Origin of the sequence: Bartonella sp. SD1336NMGDW (assembly GCF_042193565.1) — a bacterium.
In the GTDB taxonomy this organism is placed as follows: Bacteria; Pseudomonadota; Alphaproteobacteria; order Rhizobiales; family Rhizobiaceae; genus Bartonella; species Bartonella grahamii.
This window is the reverse complement of record NZ_JBHILW010000002.1, coordinates 75,710-95,091: the sequence shown is the minus strand read 5'-3', so window position 1 is coordinate 95,091 and position 19,382 is coordinate 75,710. Positions and strand designations below refer to the sequence as shown.

Sequence of the window (19,382 nt, the reverse complement as noted above, 5' to 3'; positions counted from 1 at the left end):
CAATGAAAAATTTTTCGCCATTTTCTTCATTCAATCCTGAGGGGCAGCATGATGATGTTGCAAGTCGGCGGCGTTCACCTACATCAATGCGGTATGTCATTCCCAATATCATTACTATTTTAGCAATTTGTGCAGGGATGAGCAGCATTCGTTTGGCTTTTGAACATCGCTATGAAGCTGCTATTTTAATGGTGCTTTTGGCCGCAGTTTTAGATGGTGCTGATGGTCGCATTGCCCGTTTAATAGATGGTAGTTCATCTTTTGGGGCACAGATGGATTCTCTTGCTGATGTTATAAATTTTGGTGTTACCCCTGCACTTATTGTTTATTCCTTTATCTTGAATCAAGCAAATCACATTGGTTGGGTTGCAGCCCTTGTTTATTGTGTTGCTTGTTGTTTGCGATTAGCACGTTTTAATGTGATGTTGGATAACACCAATATACCTAAGTGGCAGAAAAGTTATTTTGTTGGTGTTCCAGCACCAGCAGGAGCATTACTCCTTTTATTGCCTACCTATTTAGGCGCTCTTGGTTTGGTCCCCAATTGGGGGTGGGCATTATTTTTTAGTCTTTATACTGTAATTATTGCTTTTCTTTTGATTAGTCGTTTACCAGTATGGAATGCAAAAACAATTGATCAAAATTTAAGGCGCGATATCGTTATACCATGCATGTTGGTTATTGTTATTTATGTCGGTTTTCTTGCGACTTACACATGGAAAACTTTATTGATTACAGCTGTTAGCTATATGATTTTTCTCCCCTGTAGTTTTATCGCTTATAATAAACGTGCTACTTTAGAAGAGAAAAAGGCTGATGCTAAAGCTATCCAAGAATCATAAAGTGTTTCATTCTTCTGTTGAGAAGCACAGGAAAAAGAGAGAATCAAACGATTTACTTCTCCGATGATGATCAGTCAGGTACATGATAATCTACAAACCGATTTTTATGGACATTAAAGAGTTTTCCAGTTTCTTTTAAATCAGGTGATAACAAATGTACTATCTTTTTTGCAACCTCTTGTGGTGAAGGGAGAGTTTGTGGATCTTCACCGGGCATAGCTTCAGCGCGCATGGCAGTGCGTGTGGCACCAGGGTTGACACAATTAATCTTAATAGGGGTTTGTTTGAGTTCTTCTGCCCAACAGCGGGCAATCATCTCTAAAGCCGCTTTAGAGGCTGCATAAGCTCCCCAGAAAGGGCGCGCAGCATGCGCAACGCTTGAGGATAACAGAATGGCTCGTCCAGCATCAGATTCTCGTAATAAAGGCTCAACAGCTTTCATTAAGCGCCATTGGCTGAAAAGATTTATTTGAAAAACATCTTCAAATACCGTGTTTTCTATATGCGCTATTGGTGAGAGTGTTCCAAGGATTCCTGCGTTTGCAACGATAATATCAAGTTTTTTCCAGCGTTTGGCAATTGAGATAGCAAGAGTATCGATGTTTTCCATATGATGCAAGTCAAGGGGAACAAGGGTTGCATGAGCCCCTTTTTCTTGGATCTGATTATCTAATTCAGTAAGTCCACTGACTGTTCGTGCAAGAGCAATAATATGAGCGCCGCGTGTAGCAAGCTCGAGTGCCAAATAATAACCAATTCCTCTTGATGCGCCAGTAACAAGTGCAACACGCCCATGGAGACTAAATTTTGTCATCATTAATCTCTTGTTCTAAGAACAGATGATTGATGAGTTTTGGAGAGGTTTTCTTGATCAACCAGCTGCGTAGGATAATATCCAGTAAAATAATGGTCAGTAAATTGTGGATCGGCATTATTCCGTTTTTCTCCTGCTACAGCAAGATATAATCCATCCGTTGAAAGAAATTCTAATGAATCCGCTCCAATAAAATCACACATAGATTTTAAATCTGGATATTGATTTGCTAAAAGGCTTTCAACTTTAGGTGTATCAATACCATAAAAGTCGGGATAGAAAATCATAGGGCTAGAAATGCGCATATGAACTTCTTTTGCTCCTGCATCACGGAGCATTCGCACAATTTTAAGAGATGTTGTTCCACGTACAATAGAGTCATCAACAAGAATAACACGTTTTCTTTCAATCACAGGACGGTTTGCAGAATGTTTTAATTTGACACCAAAAGCACGAATTTGTTGTGTTGGTTCGATAAAAGTGCGACCAACATAGTGATTACGAATAATACCAAGCTCGAAGGGAATTCCAATTTCTTGTGCATAGCCAATTGCAGCAGGAGTTCCTCCATCAGGAACAGGAACCACAACATCACCCTCACAAGGGGCTTCCTGTGCTAAACGTATTCCCATATTTTTGCGTGTTGCATAGACACTACGCCCTCCAACGATTGAGTCCGGACGGGCAAAGTAAACATATTCAAACAAGCAAAGTTTTTCTGGTTTTTCATTTTTTGGTTTTATAATTTTTTTAGTAATTTCCCCATTTTTTTGTATTTCACATATGATGATCTCCCCATTTTTAACATCACGGACATACTTTGCTCCAATAATATCAAGAGCACAAGTTTCAGAACAAAAAATAGGCTTACCATCAAGTTCCCCCATCACGAGGGGTCTAATCCCTGTTGGATCGCGTGCAGCAATAAGCTTTGTACGCGTGAGCGCTAACATAGCATATCCACCCTCTACTTGCCGAATTGCATCAACAAAACGATCAGAGGACGATTCATAACGTGAGCGGGCAATAAGATGGAGAAAAACTTCTGAATCTGACGTTGATTGACAGATAGCACCAGAAGCGATGAGTTCACGGCGTAATGTGAGACCATTGGTAAGATTACCATTATGAGCAATAGCAATGCCTCCAGCTTTCAACTCAGCAAAAAGGGGTTGAACATTGCGTAATGCTACTTCTCCAGTTGTTGAATAACGGGTATGTCCAATAGCGCGATTTCCTGGTAAGCGTGCAAGTGTTGTAGGATTGGTATAGTGATCACCAACAAGACCTAAATGCTTTTCTTGATGAAACATTTTATTATGGTAGGAAACAATACCAGCCGCTTCTTGCCCACGATGCTGAAGTGCGTGGAGTCCAAGAGCTGTTAATGTTGCTGCATCTTCATGCCCAAGAATACCAAAAACGCCACATTCTTCATGAAGGGTATCATCATCTAATGAAAATTCTTGACAGAAAACATCACTCTTTATCATCATATTCTTTCAGTTGTGATACGAAGGAATCATTAATATCACATTCTACATCATTTAGTTCTCTTTCCTCATGAAAAACTATTCTCTATTTTTTGAAAATTATCTTTTCATGAGAGTGTTGCCCATACGTATGTTTATTGCTGTCTTTAAACAAATTTTCCGCCTTTTCGAGAACCGATCCAATATCTTTTGGGAGTATTTCCCAAACTTTTTGTCCTAGTGAATCTAAAATAGGCCTTGTTTTTGCATTTTTTAACCAATTCGCTTGAAGCTCGGGTTTAATCAGTGCATTAATCAGCAACATACCGATGACCATGATAAGTAAACCGCGAAGTGCTCCAAAAATAAAACCAATAGCACGGTCAAGAATACCAATTCGACTATCAATAATAAAATCAGAGATCTTCATTGTAATAATTGAAGTAATAATGAGAACAATAATAAAAATCGTGACCAATGTTGTGATCAATGCAATCATTTTATTAGAGAGATAGTGTTCAAAGAAAGGTAAGACAGGCTTGAATAAAAACAGTGTCGTAATAGCTGCAACTGCCCAAGAAATCAACGATAACACTTCACGTGAAAACCCTCGAAGCATAGCAAGAAAAGCGGACAACAGGATGATTACTACGACAATTCCATCAAGGATTGTTATGATCATTTGTTTGTTCCTTATACATAAAGTTGTGTTCTTCTAAGTCTATGTGCAAATATATTTTTTGTTCTTATAGCAAGGATCTTTTGTATTTTATAGAGTTTTTTCTATATTATCATATCTATGGTGCAGATCATTTTTTACTTACGGTAAGAGTAGCAACGAGTTCCGGAAGGTCGGAGAAAGTTTTTTGTTGAAAATTGAGCGACTTCATCATTTCGGTTGTTGTTGTGGGATGAAATGCTCCTTGAAAGCCGAGTTTTTTTGCTTCATTGATGCGCTGTGCTGAATGTGAAACAGCGCGGGTAGCTCCTGAAAGACTGACTTCACCAAAATATACATAATCCGTTGGCAATGCGATATTGGCAAGAGAGGATACCAAAGCAGCGGCTACAGCTAAATCAGCAGCGGGTTCTGATATGCGATATCCACCTGCCACGTTCAGATAGACATCATGCTGTCCAAAACGAATGCCGCAATGGGCTTCTAAAACGGCAAGAATCATAGAAAGACGATTTCCATCCCATCCGACAACCGCACGTCTTGGTGTCCCAAGGGAAGAAGGAGCAACAAGCGCTTGAATTTCTACGAGTATTGGGCGTGTCCCTTCCATTCCCGCAAAAACAGCAGCACCTGGTGCTTTTTCATTACGTTCTCCTAAAAACAATTCGGATGGATTTATCACTTCGCGTAATCCTTTATCAGACATTTCAAAGACACCAATTTCATCTGTTGGTCCGAAGCGATTTTTTACAGTTCTAAGAATGCGATAATGATGTCCTCCTTCACCCTCAAAATAGAGAACGGCATCAACCATATGTTCAACAACTCGAGGACCAGCAATTTGCCCATCTTTTGTAACATGACCAACAAGAACAACGGCGGTTCCCGTTTTTTTGGCAAAGCGGATCATTGCTTGAGCACCGATACGTACTTGTGTAACAGTGCCGGGTGATGAATCTGCTGTATCTGACCATAGGGTTTGAATTGAATCGATAATCACCATATCAAGGTTTTTATGTTCGCTTAAGGTTGCCAGAATATCTTCAACATTGGTTTCAGCAGCAAGTTTCACCTCTGTATTGTTAGCTTCAAGCCTTTGCGCGCGCAGACAAATTTGCGCAATAGCCTCTTCACCTGAAACATAGATAACATTATATCCTTTGCGTGATAAAGCAGCAGCTGTTTGTGTCAGCAATGTTGATTTACCAATACCCGGATCACCTCCAACAAGGAGTGCTGATCCACGGACAAAGCCCCCACCGGTAACACGATCAAGTTCAGCAATACCAGAATGAATACGTGGAGTATCTTCGATATTTCCAGAAAGAGATGTGAGTGTGACAATGCGTCCTTTACGAGCATTCTGTTTAGGACCACTTCCTATGCCGCCATTTATAGTTTCTTCGATAAGGGAATTCCATTCTCCACAAGCACTACATTTTCCCGCCCAACGAGAATGGACAGTTCCACAATTTTGACAGATAAATTGAATACGATTACGCGCCATGTTAATTTAACCGATTTGCTCTGGAAGATAATTGCTATCGGCCAGATCACTGAATCGTGTGAAATCAGATTGAAAGGCAAGTGGCACGATTCCTGTCGGCCCATGGCGCTGTTTTGCAATAATAACATCAGCTTTTCCAAAAGCTTTGTCCATTATTTCTTGCCATTTTGTATGTTCTAAGCTACCTAATTTTGGTTCTTCATTTTTGAGATAATATTCTTCGCGGTAGACAAACAGAACAATGTCGGCATCTTGCTCAATTGAACCAGATTCACGTAAATCTGAGAGTTGGGGACGTTTATCTGTTCTATTTTCTACTTGACGTGAAAGTTGAGAGAGAGCGATAATAGGAATATTCAATTCTTTCGCTAACGCTTTTAATCCTGTGGTAATTTCTGTGATCTCTTGAACACGATTTTCTGATGAACGCTTTGAACCGCTTGTCATGAGTTGGATATAGTCAATAAACAAGATATCTAAACCATGTTGTCGCTTGAGACGCCGCGCACGAGCAGCTAATTGCGTAATTGATATTCCCCCAGTTTGATCAATATAAAGTGGTGCCTTTTGTAGTTGGTTCACCGCACGAATAATTTTTGAAAATTGTTCATCTGAGATATTACCACGCCGAATATCAGAAGAAGAGACTTCTGTTTGTTCAGAAATAATACGGGTTGCAAGCTGTTCGGATGACATCTCAAGTGAGAAGAAACCTACAATACCCCCTTCATTTTCTTGGATATTGGCATTACGATTATAAGCATTAGCAATATTAAAGGCAATATTGGTAGCCAGTGAGGTTTTTCCCATACCAGGGCGTCCTGCAAGGATAATTAAGTCAGATGCTTGTAATCCTCCCATTTTTTCATCAAGTGTTTTAATATGGGTGGCTATCCCTGATAATTGTGAAGAGCGCTTTTTCGCAGCACTTGCCATATCGATAGCTTTTTTGATAGCCTCATTAAAATTTTCAAATCCACCTCCATATTTCCCTTTTTCTGCTAGCTCAAATAACTGATTTTCAACAGTTTCAATTTGTTGGGTAGGCGTGAGCTCTACAGGAGCATCAAAGGCTGTATTGACAACTTGAGTTCCAAGGTTAATCAAAGACCGTCGGATAAAAAGATCGTAAATGACGCGTCCATAATCTTCAGCGTTAATAATAGTGACTGCCTCTGTGGCTAAGCGAACAACATACTGGTATACAGTAATATCTCCAATTTTTTCTTCCATTTGGATATAGGGCTTGATTGTAACTGGATCTACACGTTTTCCTGTTTTAATAAGGTGAGATAAAACATGATAAATTTTTTGATGCAATGGTTCAAAAAAATGTTCTGGTTTTAGAAAATCTGAAACGCGGTCAAGAGAATCATTGTTGATAAAGATGGCACCAAGCAATGCCTGTTCAGCTTCAATATTATACGGAAGCTGCCGAAAAGAAGGAGAATCTTCCTTCTTTGAAGAGCTGACATTAACAACGTTAGTTTCTTCCATAATATTTTTCCACTAAAATTCTAAGTCTAGCTACTTTAGGCGATAAATTGAAAATCGTATAATTAAAAGAATAGAGCTACAAATCTTCATTTTAAGTTAAAATTATATAATTTTTCAAAACCCTCTTTTCGTTTCTCATCTATCATTTGTGTATTATTTATATAACATTGATCTATTTTATTTTATAATACGTGATTTTAAAGTGGAAGTTTTGCTATTCTAAATTTAAGTGTTTTGAAGTTATGTGACCTTAAAATTCCAATATCTGTGTAAGTAGAATTACTTTTTTATAACTGAAATTATTTCAGATCATGTGTTGATATAATCAACTTACCGCTCATACAAACCTTACCCTTAAGGGTAGAACTTTAAATTATTTTTGCTTTAGATGCTAGACAACAAAAGAAAATTTCCTCTTAGTGATATTATCATTCTCGGCATGTAATGCCTTTAAATAATATATTCCTAATTCTTTCATAAAAATTAGGTTCTTTATGTATGATAGCCATAAAATACCCAATTTTAAAGTGTGAGTATTTTATGAGCAATATTTAAAATAGAATAAAAAATATAAAACAGAAAGCAAAAATAGCAATTAAGCTTCTTGATGAGAACTGTTTATATCGTTGTCATTAATTTCTTCTACCAATAATTCTTCCTGATTTTCTTCTAATAATTCTTCTTGAATATTATATATTTCTTTAGCAGAAGTGAGAGTTTCACCTTCTGCTTGGCGTTGTGCTTCACTGGTAGAACGCGCAACATTAATAATCACAGAAATTTGAACCTCAGGATGTAAGCTAAGAGTGATTGTGTGAAGACCGATCATTTTTATTGGATGGTTAAGTTCGACTTGATTTCTCCCAATAGAAAAGCCTTCATCTGTTATAATTTCAGCAATATCACGTGTTGATACAGAACCATAAAGTTGTCCTGTTTCACCAGCAGAACGAACAACAATGAATGATTGTCCATCAAGTTTTTCAGCAACTTTTTGCGCTTCGCTTTTGCGTTCAAGATTACGGGCTTCAAGTTGTGCACGTTGTATCTCAAAATGTTTTTTATTGGCTTCATTTGCGCGTAAAGCTTTACCTTGAGGCAAGAGAAAATTACGCGCATAACCATCTTTAACTGAGACAATATCACCCATCTGACCAAGACGAGGAATGCGCTCAAGTAAAATAATATCCATAGTTTTTCCTTTCGAACAAATAAATTTAGTGGAGTTTTTTGCGTGATTGAAAATTATATTGAATAGCAGCCCAAATTCCCATCAAAAGCATCATGAAAACAATAGGTGGAGTAAAAACGACTGTTAAAATAGCAATATAAACAAGAGAAAGTATAATAATCCGACCGTTTACCCCTTTTGTAATATTGTGAAGATATGCTAGACCACTAATTAATATGATGACAGTGTATGCAGTACTAAAGACACGGGTACTCAAGTTAAGAGAAGCGCTCAACTCAACCATCGATGCTATGCAAACAATAATGAAAATAACAATTCCAGAAATTGGAAGGCGGAGAGTTTGGCTCCAATCATCACGGGGTCTTTTCAGCCATTTCATGTGTTGTGCTGCTATCATGGAAAAGTAAAGGTTACCAATGAGAAAAACCAAACTATAAAGAGTCAAAGAAACAGCAGTAAAAGTTGCTGGATGCGTCATTAAAAGCTCACTAAAAGCGCGTATATCGGCTTCTTTTATTGACTGTGATTGTTGCAGAGTTTGTGCTATGTTTTCGGTGATTTTTTTTGCAATGACGGGTGTGGAAGGACGGGTTTGAACATAGAGCCCAATGAAAGTTGCTATAAGAGCGATAAAATTAGTTAAATGAAAAATAACCGATGATAATGGATACCATATCAGTTCGTTTTCTTTTTGCGCTGGTCGTGCAAGCCCAAGAAGCCAAGAAGCATAGACAGCAGGAAGGAAAAATAAGAACATCAAGCCAAGAGCAATATAGGTATTAGTGGTTATGATAAGAACAACAGTGGCACTTATGAGGGCGATGAGACTGGCTAATGTTCCTTGACCGAACGCAACAATAAAAATTGGCAATGAAAGAAAGCAGCCAAGAAGAAGAGAAAAAAAGGGCGCGATATTTGCAACACTGATGATTGCCATTCCTATTACAACAGCAAATAATCCTGCTAAAATACCGATTAATATCTCATAGGTACGATTTTTTTTCATTTATTGCTGTCCTGCTTTCTGCAGTTAGGGGCGCGTCAATACCCCAACTTTGACATGTAATAGCTTAACATAGGATGCAACAAGCTATTTTTTAAAACCATATAAGAAAAGCAACTGGATAAACTCTCCAGTTGCATAGCGTATTGATCGTTTACTTTATAATGTACGGAAGTAAGCCTAAAAAGCGAGCACGTTTGATAGCATTAGCTAATTCACGCTGTTTTTTTTGACTAACAGCAGTAATCCGTGAAGGAACAATTTTCCCACGTTCGGAAATATAACGTTGTAACAACTTGATGTCTTTATAATCAATTTTGGGAGCATTAGTCCCTGAAAAAGGACATGTTTTACGACGACGATGAAAGGGGCGACGTGCAGAGTTTTGATTGGTATCAGTCATCATTCTACCCCTTCTATAGCATTTTCACGTTGACGACGCGGAAAACGAGGACGCTCTTCATCGTGTCCAATGTGATGGCTATTGCGATCAAGGTGTGAGAGCATAGCAGATTTTTCTTTTTCGTGTTTTTCTACGCGAATGGTCATATAACGCAAAATATCCTCATTGATGCGCATCTGACGTTCCACTTCAGCAATTGCTGAAGCTGGTGCATCAATATTGACCAAAGTATAATAAGCTTTACGGTTTTTACGAATACGGTAAGCAAGAGGACGAAGTCCCCAATTTTCTACACGCCCAACTTTTCCACCATGTGCTTCAATGACACCTTTGTAGAGACTCAAAAGTTCATCAACTTGCTGCGGTGTAATGTCTTGTCGGGCAAGGAACATATGTTCATAAAGAGCCATTGTTTTGCCTTTCTTCAATTAAATCTCACCGGTTTTAGCGCAAAGCCTCTGCGACTTGTCTTTTTTGGAAATCCAAAGAAGAAAGGACGCGTTTACGATTCGAGACATCCGAGAGCGGAGACACGGGAGGCCGGAAACATTGTATTTCCTACTGATATTTTACAGCCCTCCGTTCAACCTCCAGCTAAAGTGCCGGCAACGAATATTTCATATCTACAGGTTATCTTTTAAAATAGCAAGTTTATGCACATAAAAAAATTGATTTGTTAAATCTTGATATATTTCCCTCTTCTACAAAAAGATAGTACTGTAACATAAAGGAGAGAAAAATGGACTTTTTAAACCAGATTGATGTTACACTCTTTGAAATGTTTGTCGGCAATCATCAAGCTTGGTCGATTGTAGTTTTGTTTAGTATTTTTTGTGCAAAGTTTTTAATTTACATTATTCCTCTCCATCTTTGTGCGTTGTGGTTTTGTGGTGGGGAGAGGGAACGATGTGTCGTACTAAGCATTTGCATGAGTATTTGTGCGGCTCTTTTCGTAGGTTATCTCATTTCTCTTTTTTATTTTCATCCTCGCCCATTCGTGGTAGGGTTAGCGACACCGCTTATTCAACATCGTGCAACAGCTTCTTTTCCTAGTAATCATGCCTTGACCATTGCATCTTATGCAGCTAACTTTTATTTTTACCGATACAAAGTTGCTTTTAAATTTGCCACGGTGTTTTTGTGCTTGATCTGTTGGGCGCGCATCTTTGTGGGTGTACATTATCCCTTTGATATTTTAGCAGGTGCAATTTTAGGAAGTCTCATAAGTTTGGGTGTTATTCAGTTTATAGCTCCCTACTTTCCTAAGTTTTTATATCAAATTCCGCCTTTAAAATATAATTTTAAGAGTGGTATTCGTTTTAAATAAAGGGCTTTATCTTGATTTGTGCGGATGAATAAGGTCAAAAGAGAATAATTTTGTACAATTTTAGGAGTTGATAAATGGGTGCAGCTTTTATTTTTCCAGGGCAGGGAAGTCAACTTGTTGGTATGGGGAAGGCGCTTACAGAGCAATTTATTGCCGCACGGATGGTTTTCGAGGAAGTTGATGATGCTTTGGGTGAGAAATTATCAAAGATCATTTTTGAAGGACCAGCAGATGTTTTAACGTTAACAGCAAATGCACAACCGGCATTAATGGCTGTATCCATGGCTGTCATTCGTGTGATGCAACAATTAGGGTTTTGTATAGAAGAAAAGGTAAAGTTTGTTGCTGGTCATTCTTTAGGCGAATACTCGGCTCTTTGTGCTGCTGGTACATTTGCTCTCACAGATACGGCAAGACTTTTGCGTATTCGTGGCAATGCTATGCAGGCTGCTGTCGCAGTTGGTGAAGGTTCTATGGCAGCACTGATTGGTTTGGAAGAGCACGTTGTGGAAGAAATTTGCGAAACTGTTTCTGGAGAAGGACTATGTCAGATTGCTAATGATAATGGTGGTGGACAATATGTTATTTCAGGTAAAGCAAAAGCAGTTGAGACAGCGGTAGAGATTGCATCAACAAAAGGTGCAAAACGTGCACTTCTTCTTCCAGTTTCTGCACCTTTTCATTCATCTTTAATGCAACCTGCTGCTGATGCCATGAAGAAAGCACTTTTGACTGTTAACAAAATGCCTCCTATTGTTCCTTTGATTGCTAATGTTTCTGTTGCACCTGAGAGCAATCCAGAGCGTATTACTGCTCTTCTTGTTGAACAAGTGACTGGGAGGGTGCGATGGCGTGAAACGATAGAATGGATCGCTGCTAATGGGGTTGATACGCTTTTTGAAGTTGGTTCTGGAAAAGTATTAACAGGTTTAACGCGTCGTATTAACAAAGATATAAAGGGGGTAACAATTGGAACAGTTGATGAAATAGAATCAGCGCTAGGCATGCTTGGCGTTTAATCTATAAGGAGTAAAAAAATGTTTAGATTAACAGGACGTAAAGCTCTTGTAACGGGGGCTTCGGGAGGAATTGGTGAGGCAATTGCACGCTGCTTTCATGCACAAGGAGCCATTGTTGGACTTCATGGAACACGTGAAGAAAAGCTTAGAGAAGTGGCGGCAGAATTAGGGCAGAATGTTTTTGTATTTCCCGCTAATCTTTCTGAACGCCAATCGATTAAACAATTGGCTGAAGTTGCAGAAAGAGAAATGGATGGCGTCGATATTTTGGTTAACAATGCGGGAATCACTAGGGATGGTCTTTTTGTGCGTATGCAAGATAAAGACTGGGATGATGTTTTAGAAGTTAACCTAACAGCTGCTTCTCTTTTGACGCGTGAATTAATACATTTTATGATGCGCCGCCGTTATGGAAGGATTATTAACATTACATCTGTTGTTGGTGTTGTGGGAAATCCTGGACAAACGAATTATTGTGCTGCAAAAGCAGGTTTGATAGGTTTTTCTAAAGCATTGGCACAAGAAATTGCTTCGCGAAACATCACTGTCAATTGTATTGCTCCAGGATTTATTAAATCTGCAATGACAGACAAGCTTAATGAAAAGCAAAAAGAAGCCATTATGGCGGCGATTCCAATGAAGCGTATGGGAAGTGGGCAAGAAATAGCCGCTGCGGCTGTTTATTTAGCAAGCGATGAAGCAGCCTATACGACAGGTCAAACACTTCATATCAATGGTGGAATGGCAATGATTTGAGTATTTATTTTATTCCACATTGATTTATGAGTTGTATTATTTTAGATAGTAACGATTGAAATAGAAAGATGCATCTATTTCTTTAACATGGCCGTTGATCAATTGATGTCGGAATGTCAGATTGGTTCATTTTGTAGGGGATATCCACAGGATGTTTTAAATCATTGCTAAAATCTTTTAAAGTGATGCATCTATTGCTTGATTAGATGAGCCGATATAGTTAACCAAATTATAGGAAAATATAAATTCGAGGATTTCAACATGAGTGATACAGTAGAGCGCGTTAAGAAAATTATTGTGGAACATCTTGGGGTTAATGCTGATAAAGTTGTAGAAAATGCAAGCTTTATCGATGATCTAGGGGCTGATAGCCTTGATACAGTTGAACTCGTTATGGCTTTTGAAGAAGAGTTTGGGGTAGAAATTCCAGATGAGGCTGCTGAAACGATTTTCACAGTTGGTGATGCAGTCAAGTTCATTGATAAAGCTTCTGCATGATTACTAAAGGGCAAAGGCATAAATTGCTTTTGCCTATATTCTTCGGAGCTCTTTTGAAAAGAGAGCTTTGAGAGGTGAAGTTTAGTTCAAGGTTAGAAGTTATGAGACGTGTTGTTGTTACTGGTTTAGGATTGGTATCTCCATTAGCTGGTAATATTGAATATAGTTGGAAACGACTTCTTGAAGGAAGAAGTGGTGTCCGACGTATTACTGAGTTTGATGTGTCAGATTTGCCATGCCAGATTGCTGCGCGTATCCCTTTAGGGGATGGAACAGAGGGGACCTATAATGCTGATTTGTATATGGAACCTAAAGAGCAACGTAAAGTTGATGCATTTATTGTTTATGCAATGGCTGCTGCTAACCAAGCGCTTGCAGATGCAGAATGGTTTCCTAAGAATGATGAAGATCAGATTTGTACAGGTGTGTTAATTGGTTCAGGAATTGGGGGAATTGAGGGCATTGTTGAATCTGGTTATACGCTTCGTGATAAGGGACCTCGTCGTGTTTCTCCTTTTTTTATTCCAGGTCGTTTGATTAATCTTGCTTCTGGTTATGTGTCTATTCAATATGGTTTACGAGGGCCTAATCATTCTGTTGTAACGGCTTGTTCGACAGGAGCGCATGCGATTGGTGATGCGGCACGTTTGATTATGTTTGGTGATGCCGATGTCATGGTGGCAGGGGGGGCCGAATCTCCGATAAATCGGATATCTCTTGCAGGTTTTGCAGCTTGTAGAGCTCTTTCTACTTGTCGCAATGATGATCCTGAACGGGCGTCACGTCCTTATGATGCTGATCGTGATGGTTTTGTGATGGGGGAAGGAGCGGCAGTTGTTGTTTTAGAAGAGCTGGAACATGCCAAAAAACGAGGAGCGCGTATTTATGCTGAGGTTATTGGCTATGGTTTATCTGGTGATGCTTACCACATTACAGCGCCTTCAGAAAGTGGTGAAGGGGCTCAGCGTAGTATGATGGCTGCTCTTAAGCGTGCACAAGTGAATGTGAGTGAACTTGATTACATTAATGCTCATGGTACATCAACGATGGCTGATTCTATAGAGCTAGCAGCTGTTGAACGTGTTTTAGGGAATTATGCACCACAAGTATCCATGTCATCAACGAAATCATCTATCGGGCATTTACTTGGTGCCGCCGGTGCTGCTGAGGCTATTTTTTCTGTTCTAGCTATACGGGATAATATAGCTCCAGCGACACTTAATCTTGACAATCCGTCGATTGAAACGAAAATCGATCTTGTACCACACAAACCGCGTGAACGAAAGATTGATACAATTCTTTCTAATTCTTTCGGATTTGGTGGGACAAATGCATCGTTGGTGATGCGACGTTTTAGTGGATAGTAAGTATTTTTATTTAATTTCTGCTTTTGAGTTTTCTACTTTGTTATAAGGTGAATGAGAAATTATAATATTGTCCTTAATCGCTATTGAGGGGTTATGTCCGGTGTGAAAAAAGGAAAATCATTAAAGGACGTAAGTGATTCCTCTTCGAATCATTTAGCATATAGTTATGACATGTTAGTACATAAAAAACGAAAGAAATCATCGATCGTCCGTAATCCGTTGGTTATTCTCGGTCATTTTTTTCTTATGCTGATTGTGGTTATTCTTTTCGCCATAAGTATTCCTCTTTATATTGGAAAAAGTATTTTTGAAGAAAAGGGGAAAATTGAGGAAGAACAAATTGTTCTTATCCATCCTGGCACAGGAATTCGTGAAATTGCTTCATTGCTAGAAAAACGTGGTTTCATTCGATCATCAGATATTTTTGTTTATGGGGTTGGTTATCACCAAAAAACAACGCATCTGAAGGCTGGTGAATATTTAATTCCAGCACATGCTTCGATGCAGGATATTATGGATATTCTTGTGAAAGGAAAATCTATTGAGTATACATTTACAGTACCTGAAGGTTTAACGGTTCAGCAAGTTTTCGATCGATTAGCTGCGAATGAAATTTTGATTGGAGATCTTCCAAAAATTTTGCCTCCAGAGGGCTGTTTAATGACGGATACTGTTCGTTTTATTCGGGGGACAACGCGTAAAGAGATTGTAAACAGATTGCGTGAAGAACAGACAAAATTAATTCATGCTATATGGGCTACGCGTTCGCCTGATTTACCCATTAAATCGATTGATGAATTTGTTATATTAGCCTCAATTGTTGAGAAAGAAACGGGAATTGCAGCAGAAAGACCAATGGTTGCTGCGGTATTTTATAACCGCCTTACAAAGCATATGCGTCTTCAATCGGATCCAACAGTTATTTATGGTCTCTTTGGAGGAAAAGGAAAGCCATCAGGTCGTGCAATTTATCGTTCAGATCTTGAGAAGGAAACACCATATAATACTTATAAAATTAATGGTTTGCCTCCAACAGCTATTGCAAATCCAGGTCGAGATTCTTTGAAAGCGGTGGCACATCCACCAAGCAGTGACGCACTTTATTTTGTTGCTGATGGTTCAGGAGGGCATGTTTTTTCTCGAACTTTAGAAGAACATAATGTGAATGTTCGCAAGTGGCGAGAATTAAAGGCAAGACATTGAATTTATAACGATAACACATCTTTTTGCATCGTAAATGAGAATGCAAAATATAGTAAAATTTTTCTCTTTAAACTTTTTATGAGAATGATAAAAAAATCATTTTTTTGTCTGTCACAAGTAGGATTAGCGTATGGATAAAAATATTTAAGAAAGCAGTGAATACACTGCTAATAACGTATCTCAAAAAAGAGCAGAATAACATTGAAAACTGCTAAGAAAACACATTGATTAGGGGAAAGGTTTAGATAATGTATAATTCAAATTTTGGAGAAACATTTATGAACAAAGTAGAGTGATGTAATGACAGTCTTCGAAAGTAAATTGAGTGCTATAAAAATAAATCAACGCCGCGGTTTTTTATTTATTCTCTCTTCACCTTCAGGTGCTGGTAAATCAACAATTTCTCGATTACTTCTAAAAGATGGACAATTAGAGCTTTCCGTAAGTGTGACCACAAGGAAAAGGCGTCCTAGTGAAGTAGATGGACTGCATTATCACTTTATTTCAAAGGAAGAGTTTGAATATAAGCGTGATAGAGATGAATTTATTGAATGGGCAGAAGTTCACGGAAATTATTATGGCACTTTACGTGAAACTGTTGAAAACGCATTGAGTATTGGCCGTGATATGTTATTTGATATTGATTATCAAGGTACCGAGCAGCTGCAAAAAAAGATGCTGGGAGACACTGTATCTGTTTTTATCCTTCCACCATCAATGAAAGAGCTTGTTTCGCGGTTACATCGTCGAGCAGAAGATAGTCAAGATATCATCAATTTACGATTGGAAAATGCACGAACGGAGTTAAAGCATTGGCGTTCTTATGATTATGTTGTGATTAACGAAGATTTAGATCAGTCTTTATCTTTTATTAAATCAATTTATTTAGCTGAAACCGCAAAACGCGAGCGCTGTTCTTATCTTGACTCTTTTGTTGATGGGCTTATTGCTGAAAAGATCGATAAATGTCTTGATTAAAAAAGATTGTATAACAAAAATTGCAATTTTTTAGAGAACTAGATGCGCTAAAGTTACAAATTCGGAAACCGAGAGCGTTTCAGCACGGCGCGTTCCATCAATTCCAGCTTTTTCTAACAGCACTTCACCTCCAAGTATTTTGAGATTTTGACGAAGCATTTTTCGCCTTTGTCCAAAGGCGGTTTTTGTGACGAGGCTTAGTTTTTGTGCAGAGCAGGCAAGAGGTTGTGTTCGCGGAATAATATGAACAACGGAAGAAGTTACTTTAGGTATTGGTATGAAGGCTTGAGGGGGCACATCAAAAGCAATTTTAGCAGTGGTACGCCAGCCAGTTAAGACACTAAGACGTCCATAATGAGTAGATTGAGGTTTAGCTGTAATCCGTTTGGCAACTTCACGTTGAAACATCAATGTCATTGATTCATAAAAAGGAGGCCATGGTTCAGTCAAAAGCCAATTTAATAAGAGTTGTGTTCCAATATTATAGGGAAGATTTGCAATAATGCGAGGTTTTTCTGGGCTTGTTTCAAAGAGTTTTGAGAAGTCTTGCTTCAGTGCATCATTACAAATAATTTTTAATTTTTTAGGATAGTGTTTTTCTATTTCTAAGAGAGCTGGTATGCAGCGTTCATCGCGTTCTATTGCTGTTACAATGGCGCCCTTTGCTAGCAAGGCTCGTGTGAGACCTCCAGGACCAGGACCAATTTCAAGAACAGGTTTTCCTTCTATATTACCTGCATGATGAGCAATTTTAGATGTTAAATTAAGATCAAAAAGAAAATTTTGCCCCAAAGATTTATGCGCTTGTAATCCATATATATCAATGACCTCACGTAGAGGAGGGAGATTATCTATTGGCATGGTATTAAACTATTTTCGGCAAGTTGATTTGCAAGTTTAAGAGCAGCAATAAAGCTTTCGGGAGAGGCTATCCCTTTATCAGCAATGTCAAAAGCAGTTCCGTGATCTGGGGACGTGCGAATAAAAGGGAGACCTAACGTGACATTAACAGTGCTATCAAAGTCTAATGTTTTAACAGGGATAAGGGCTTGATCATGATACATACAAATGGCAACGTCATATGCCTTTCTTGCGCATTCATGGAACATTGTGTCGGCAGGCAGCGGGCCTGCAATATTGAGTCCTTTTTTTTTAAGATATTCAATAGCAGGAGTGATAACTTCAATATCTTCTTTTCCCATTGTACCTTCTTCTCCAGCATGAGGATTAAGACCAGCAACAGCTAGTCGGGGTGACGTTATTTTAAACCGTGTTTTTAAGTCACATTCAGTAATAAGTACCGTTTGAATAATTAAATCACGGGTAAGCTGTGAAGGAACATTTTTAAATGGAATATGAACAGTTATTGGTACTGTTTTTAATCGAGGTCCTGCTAACATCATAACTGGATGATAACATTTATGAAAAGCTTTATGGGCTAAATCGGCTAAAAATTCTGTATGACCTGGAAATTGAAAACCGGCATCATAAAGATTCTTTTTTGCAATAGGACAAGTGATAAGTGCACATGCATGGCCATTTTGAATCAATTGAACACAGCGTTCAATTGCTTCAATGATTCCAGCGGCATTATTCGATGAAGGTATACCTAATTGATCACTTTGTTTGTTTTTTAATGGTATGATAGGAAGAGCGTTTTGAAAATTTTTTGCGGAATTATTGATTAAAACAGATTGCACCTCAACATCAATCTGTAAAAAACGAGCGCGCGAACGAATAACATCTGGATCAGCAAGAAGCACAAAAGGTGGAATTTGGCGCGTAACACGCAAATTCCACGCTTTTAGGACTATTTCAGGACCAATTCCGGCAGGATCACCACCGCTAACAATAAGAGCAGCCATTATGAATTTTGAATGCGCGCCACTCGCCGCAGTTCTCCTAAATATTTGTCGCTTAATTCTTCAAGTTTTTGCGGGCTTCTTTTTTTACTATCTTGAAGAGAAAATATTAGTCGAGCGACATAATCATCAGAAACTCTTTTTATTTTGCAGACAGCAATTGCTTCTATTCCATCAGATGTTTCTTGTAATTTTGTCATTTTTCCAGCAGGCGTTGCAAGAATAGCTTGTTCCCATGCATTGGGAAGTTGGGGTTCCAGAAACTTTCCTAAGTGGCGGATAGTAACGTCTAAAATACCTCTTGCTTGATTGTGAGCATTGGCACATCCACGGAAATGTGCGCGAAAATTGCTTGCTTCTCTTTGACGTCTTTCAAAAATTTCTGAACGACGATGTGCAGGAATAACAAAAACAATTCGCTGTAATGTATATTCATTGGTTGAAGGTTTTACACCACCATTTTTTAATATCCTGCGTACAGCTTCTTGTTCGCTAATCATACCTGTTTCAGCTTGATAGCGTGCACTAACAAGACGCCCCCATCCTATTTGTCCACGGATGTAATCTTTAAAGTGTTGCACAGTGATCTCAGTTTGGATCAGAATCTGGTTGAGCTGATCAATCGTCATATTATTTTGTGTCGCAAAATTCTCAAAAGCTTTATCAACTTCATCATTGCTTACTTCAATATTACGACGTTTTATTTCAATATTTTTTAGCTTTTCATCGATAAGCTCTTTTTTAGCCTGTGCCACCAAATTGCCTTGCTTTTGTTGTAATCTGAGAAAAGCAAGGCGCCTTTGTATATCATAATTTGTGATGGGGTTGCCATTAACTGTAACAACAATAGAAGTCTGCGCAAAGACTGTCGGAATCAAAAATTCATTTATTAGAAGGCTACTTACGCTCAAAGACGCAATATAAAATAAAGCAAGAATACGCTTTTTCAATTTATTCATGTGA

Annotated in this window: 20 protein-coding genes; 8 read left to right on the top strand and 12 right to left on the bottom strand. The window is 38.5% G+C overall.

Annotation, left to right across the window (positions count from 1 at the left end; all coding sequences use genetic code 11):
- The first annotated feature begins 2 nt into the window (after window positions 1-2).
- Entirely contained in the window at window positions 3-842 is an 840-nt protein-coding gene (gene pssA, locus ACFIKH_RS02305) for a CDP-diacylglycerol--serine O-phosphatidyltransferase (protein WP_012754949.1), read from the top strand.
- Window positions 843-912: 70 nt separating this feature from the next.
- On the opposite strand, the gene ACFIKH_RS02300 is transcribed toward pssA, so the two are convergent.
- The 9 genes from ACFIKH_RS02300 to rpsF all read right to left on the bottom strand — a co-directional run bounded on the left by ACFIKH_RS02300 (window position 913) and on the right by rpsF (window position 9,819).
- Window positions 913-1,656, bottom strand: a complete 744-nt coding sequence (locus ACFIKH_RS02300; protein WP_375625024.1) for an SDR family NAD(P)-dependent oxidoreductase — start codon at window positions 1,654-1,656, stop codon at window positions 913-915.
- Window positions 1,657-1,658: 2 nt separating this feature from the next.
- Entirely contained in the window at window positions 1,659-3,152 is a 1,494-nt protein-coding gene (purF, locus tag ACFIKH_RS02295) for an amidophosphoribosyltransferase (RefSeq protein WP_375625023.1), read from the bottom strand.
- Between the two features lie 82 nt (window positions 3,153-3,234).
- On the bottom strand, window positions 3,235-3,810 hold the full coding sequence (locus tag ACFIKH_RS02290) for a CvpA family protein (RefSeq protein ID WP_375625022.1): 576 nt from the start codon (window positions 3,808-3,810) through the stop codon (window positions 3,235-3,237).
- Window positions 3,811-3,937: 127 nt separating this feature from the next.
- Window positions 3,938-5,314, bottom strand: coding sequence for a DNA repair protein RadA (gene radA / locus ACFIKH_RS02285; RefSeq protein WP_375648249.1), 1,377 nt, complete (start codon window positions 5,312-5,314; stop codon window positions 3,938-3,940).
- A 6-nt stretch (window positions 5,315-5,320) separates the two neighbouring features.
- The gene (locus ACFIKH_RS02280; protein WP_375670903.1) at window positions 5,321-6,811 is read right to left on the bottom strand and encodes a replicative DNA helicase; all 1,491 of its coding nucleotides are present in this window, start codon (window positions 6,809-6,811) and stop codon (window positions 5,321-5,323) included.
- Window positions 6,812-7,406: 595 nt separating this feature from the next.
- On the bottom strand, window positions 7,407-8,003 hold the full coding sequence (gene rplI, locus ACFIKH_RS02275) for a 50S ribosomal protein L9 (protein ID WP_375625876.1): 597 nt from the start codon (window positions 8,001-8,003) through the stop codon (window positions 7,407-7,409).
- A gap of 25 nt (window positions 8,004-8,028) precedes the next feature.
- Window positions 8,029-9,009 (bottom strand): hypothetical protein, encoded by a 981-nt coding sequence (locus ACFIKH_RS02270; RefSeq protein ID WP_375625878.1) that lies wholly within the window; start codon window positions 9,007-9,009, stop codon window positions 8,029-8,031.
- Between the two features lie 151 nt (window positions 9,010-9,160).
- Window positions 9,161-9,409 carry a 30S ribosomal protein S18 gene (gene rpsR / locus ACFIKH_RS02265; RefSeq protein WP_375625880.1) on the bottom strand — a complete coding sequence of 83 codons (249 nt, stop codon included), beginning with the start codon at window positions 9,407-9,409 and terminating at the stop codon, window positions 9,161-9,163.
- Entirely contained in the window at window positions 9,409-9,819 is a 411-nt protein-coding gene (gene rpsF, locus ACFIKH_RS02260; protein ID WP_375625882.1) for a 30S ribosomal protein S6, read from the bottom strand. The genes rpsR and rpsF overlap by 1 nt, the downstream gene beginning before the upstream one ends.
- A 329-nt stretch (window positions 9,820-10,148) precedes the next feature.
- On the opposite strand from rpsF, the gene ACFIKH_RS02255 reads away from it, so the two are divergent.
- The 7 genes from ACFIKH_RS02255 (at window position 10,149) to gmk (ending at window position 16,557) form a co-directional block, all read left to right on the top strand.
- Window positions 10,149-10,736, top strand: a complete 588-nt coding sequence (locus tag ACFIKH_RS02255) for an undecaprenyl-diphosphatase (RefSeq protein WP_375625884.1) — start codon at window positions 10,149-10,151, stop codon at window positions 10,734-10,736.
- A gap of 74 nt (window positions 10,737-10,810) precedes the next feature.
- Window positions 10,811-11,755, top strand: a complete 945-nt coding sequence (gene fabD, locus ACFIKH_RS02250) for an ACP S-malonyltransferase (RefSeq protein ID WP_375670901.1) — start codon at window positions 10,811-10,813, stop codon at window positions 11,753-11,755.
- An 18-nt stretch (window positions 11,756-11,773) separates the two neighbouring features.
- On the top strand, window positions 11,774-12,511 hold the full coding sequence (gene fabG, locus ACFIKH_RS02245) for a 3-oxoacyl-[acyl-carrier-protein] reductase (protein ID WP_375625888.1): 738 nt from the start codon (window positions 11,774-11,776) through the stop codon (window positions 12,509-12,511).
- 261 nt (window positions 12,512-12,772) lie between these two features.
- Entirely contained in the window at window positions 12,773-13,009 is a 237-nt protein-coding gene (locus ACFIKH_RS02240) for an acyl carrier protein (RefSeq protein WP_004860281.1), read from the top strand.
- A 101-nt stretch (window positions 13,010-13,110) separates the two neighbouring features.
- Complete coding sequence (gene fabF, locus ACFIKH_RS02235; protein ID WP_375625890.1) at window positions 13,111-14,373, top strand: beta-ketoacyl-ACP synthase II; 1,263 nt, start codon at window positions 13,111-13,113, stop codon at window positions 14,371-14,373.
- A gap of 96 nt (window positions 14,374-14,469) precedes the next feature.
- Window positions 14,470-15,579, top strand: a complete 1,110-nt coding sequence (gene mltG, locus ACFIKH_RS02230; RefSeq protein ID WP_375625016.1) for an endolytic transglycosylase MltG — start codon at window positions 14,470-14,472, stop codon at window positions 15,577-15,579.
- 300 nt (window positions 15,580-15,879) lie between these two features.
- A complete protein-coding gene (gene gmk / locus ACFIKH_RS02225; protein ID WP_375625015.1) occupies window positions 15,880-16,557 on the top strand; it encodes a guanylate kinase in 678 nt (225 codons plus the stop codon).
- A gap of 30 nt (window positions 16,558-16,587) precedes the next feature.
- Here gmk and rsmA read toward each other — a convergent pair whose 3' ends face one another.
- Genes rsmA through ACFIKH_RS02210 form a run of 3 tightly spaced genes read right to left on the bottom strand, consistent with a single transcriptional unit; the run spans window position 16,588 to window position 19,378 of the window.
- Window positions 16,588-17,418 carry a 16S rRNA (adenine(1518)-N(6)/adenine(1519)-N(6))-dimethyltransferase RsmA gene (rsmA, locus tag ACFIKH_RS02220; protein WP_375625014.1) on the bottom strand — a complete coding sequence of 277 codons (831 nt, stop codon included), beginning with the start codon at window positions 17,416-17,418 and terminating at the stop codon, window positions 16,588-16,590.
- On the bottom strand, window positions 17,409-18,422 hold the full coding sequence (gene pdxA, locus ACFIKH_RS02215) for a 4-hydroxythreonine-4-phosphate dehydrogenase PdxA (protein ID WP_375670899.1): 1,014 nt from the start codon (window positions 18,420-18,422) through the stop codon (window positions 17,409-17,411). The genes rsmA and pdxA overlap by 10 nt, the downstream gene beginning before the upstream one ends.
- Window positions 18,422-19,378: a SurA N-terminal domain-containing protein gene (locus ACFIKH_RS02210; protein WP_375670897.1), complete on the bottom strand. Its 957-nt coding sequence runs from the start codon at window positions 19,376-19,378 to the stop codon at window positions 18,422-18,424. Before ACFIKH_RS02210 ends, pdxA begins: the two co-directional genes overlap by 1 nt.
- Between the last annotated feature and the right edge of the window lie 4 nt (window positions 19,379-19,382).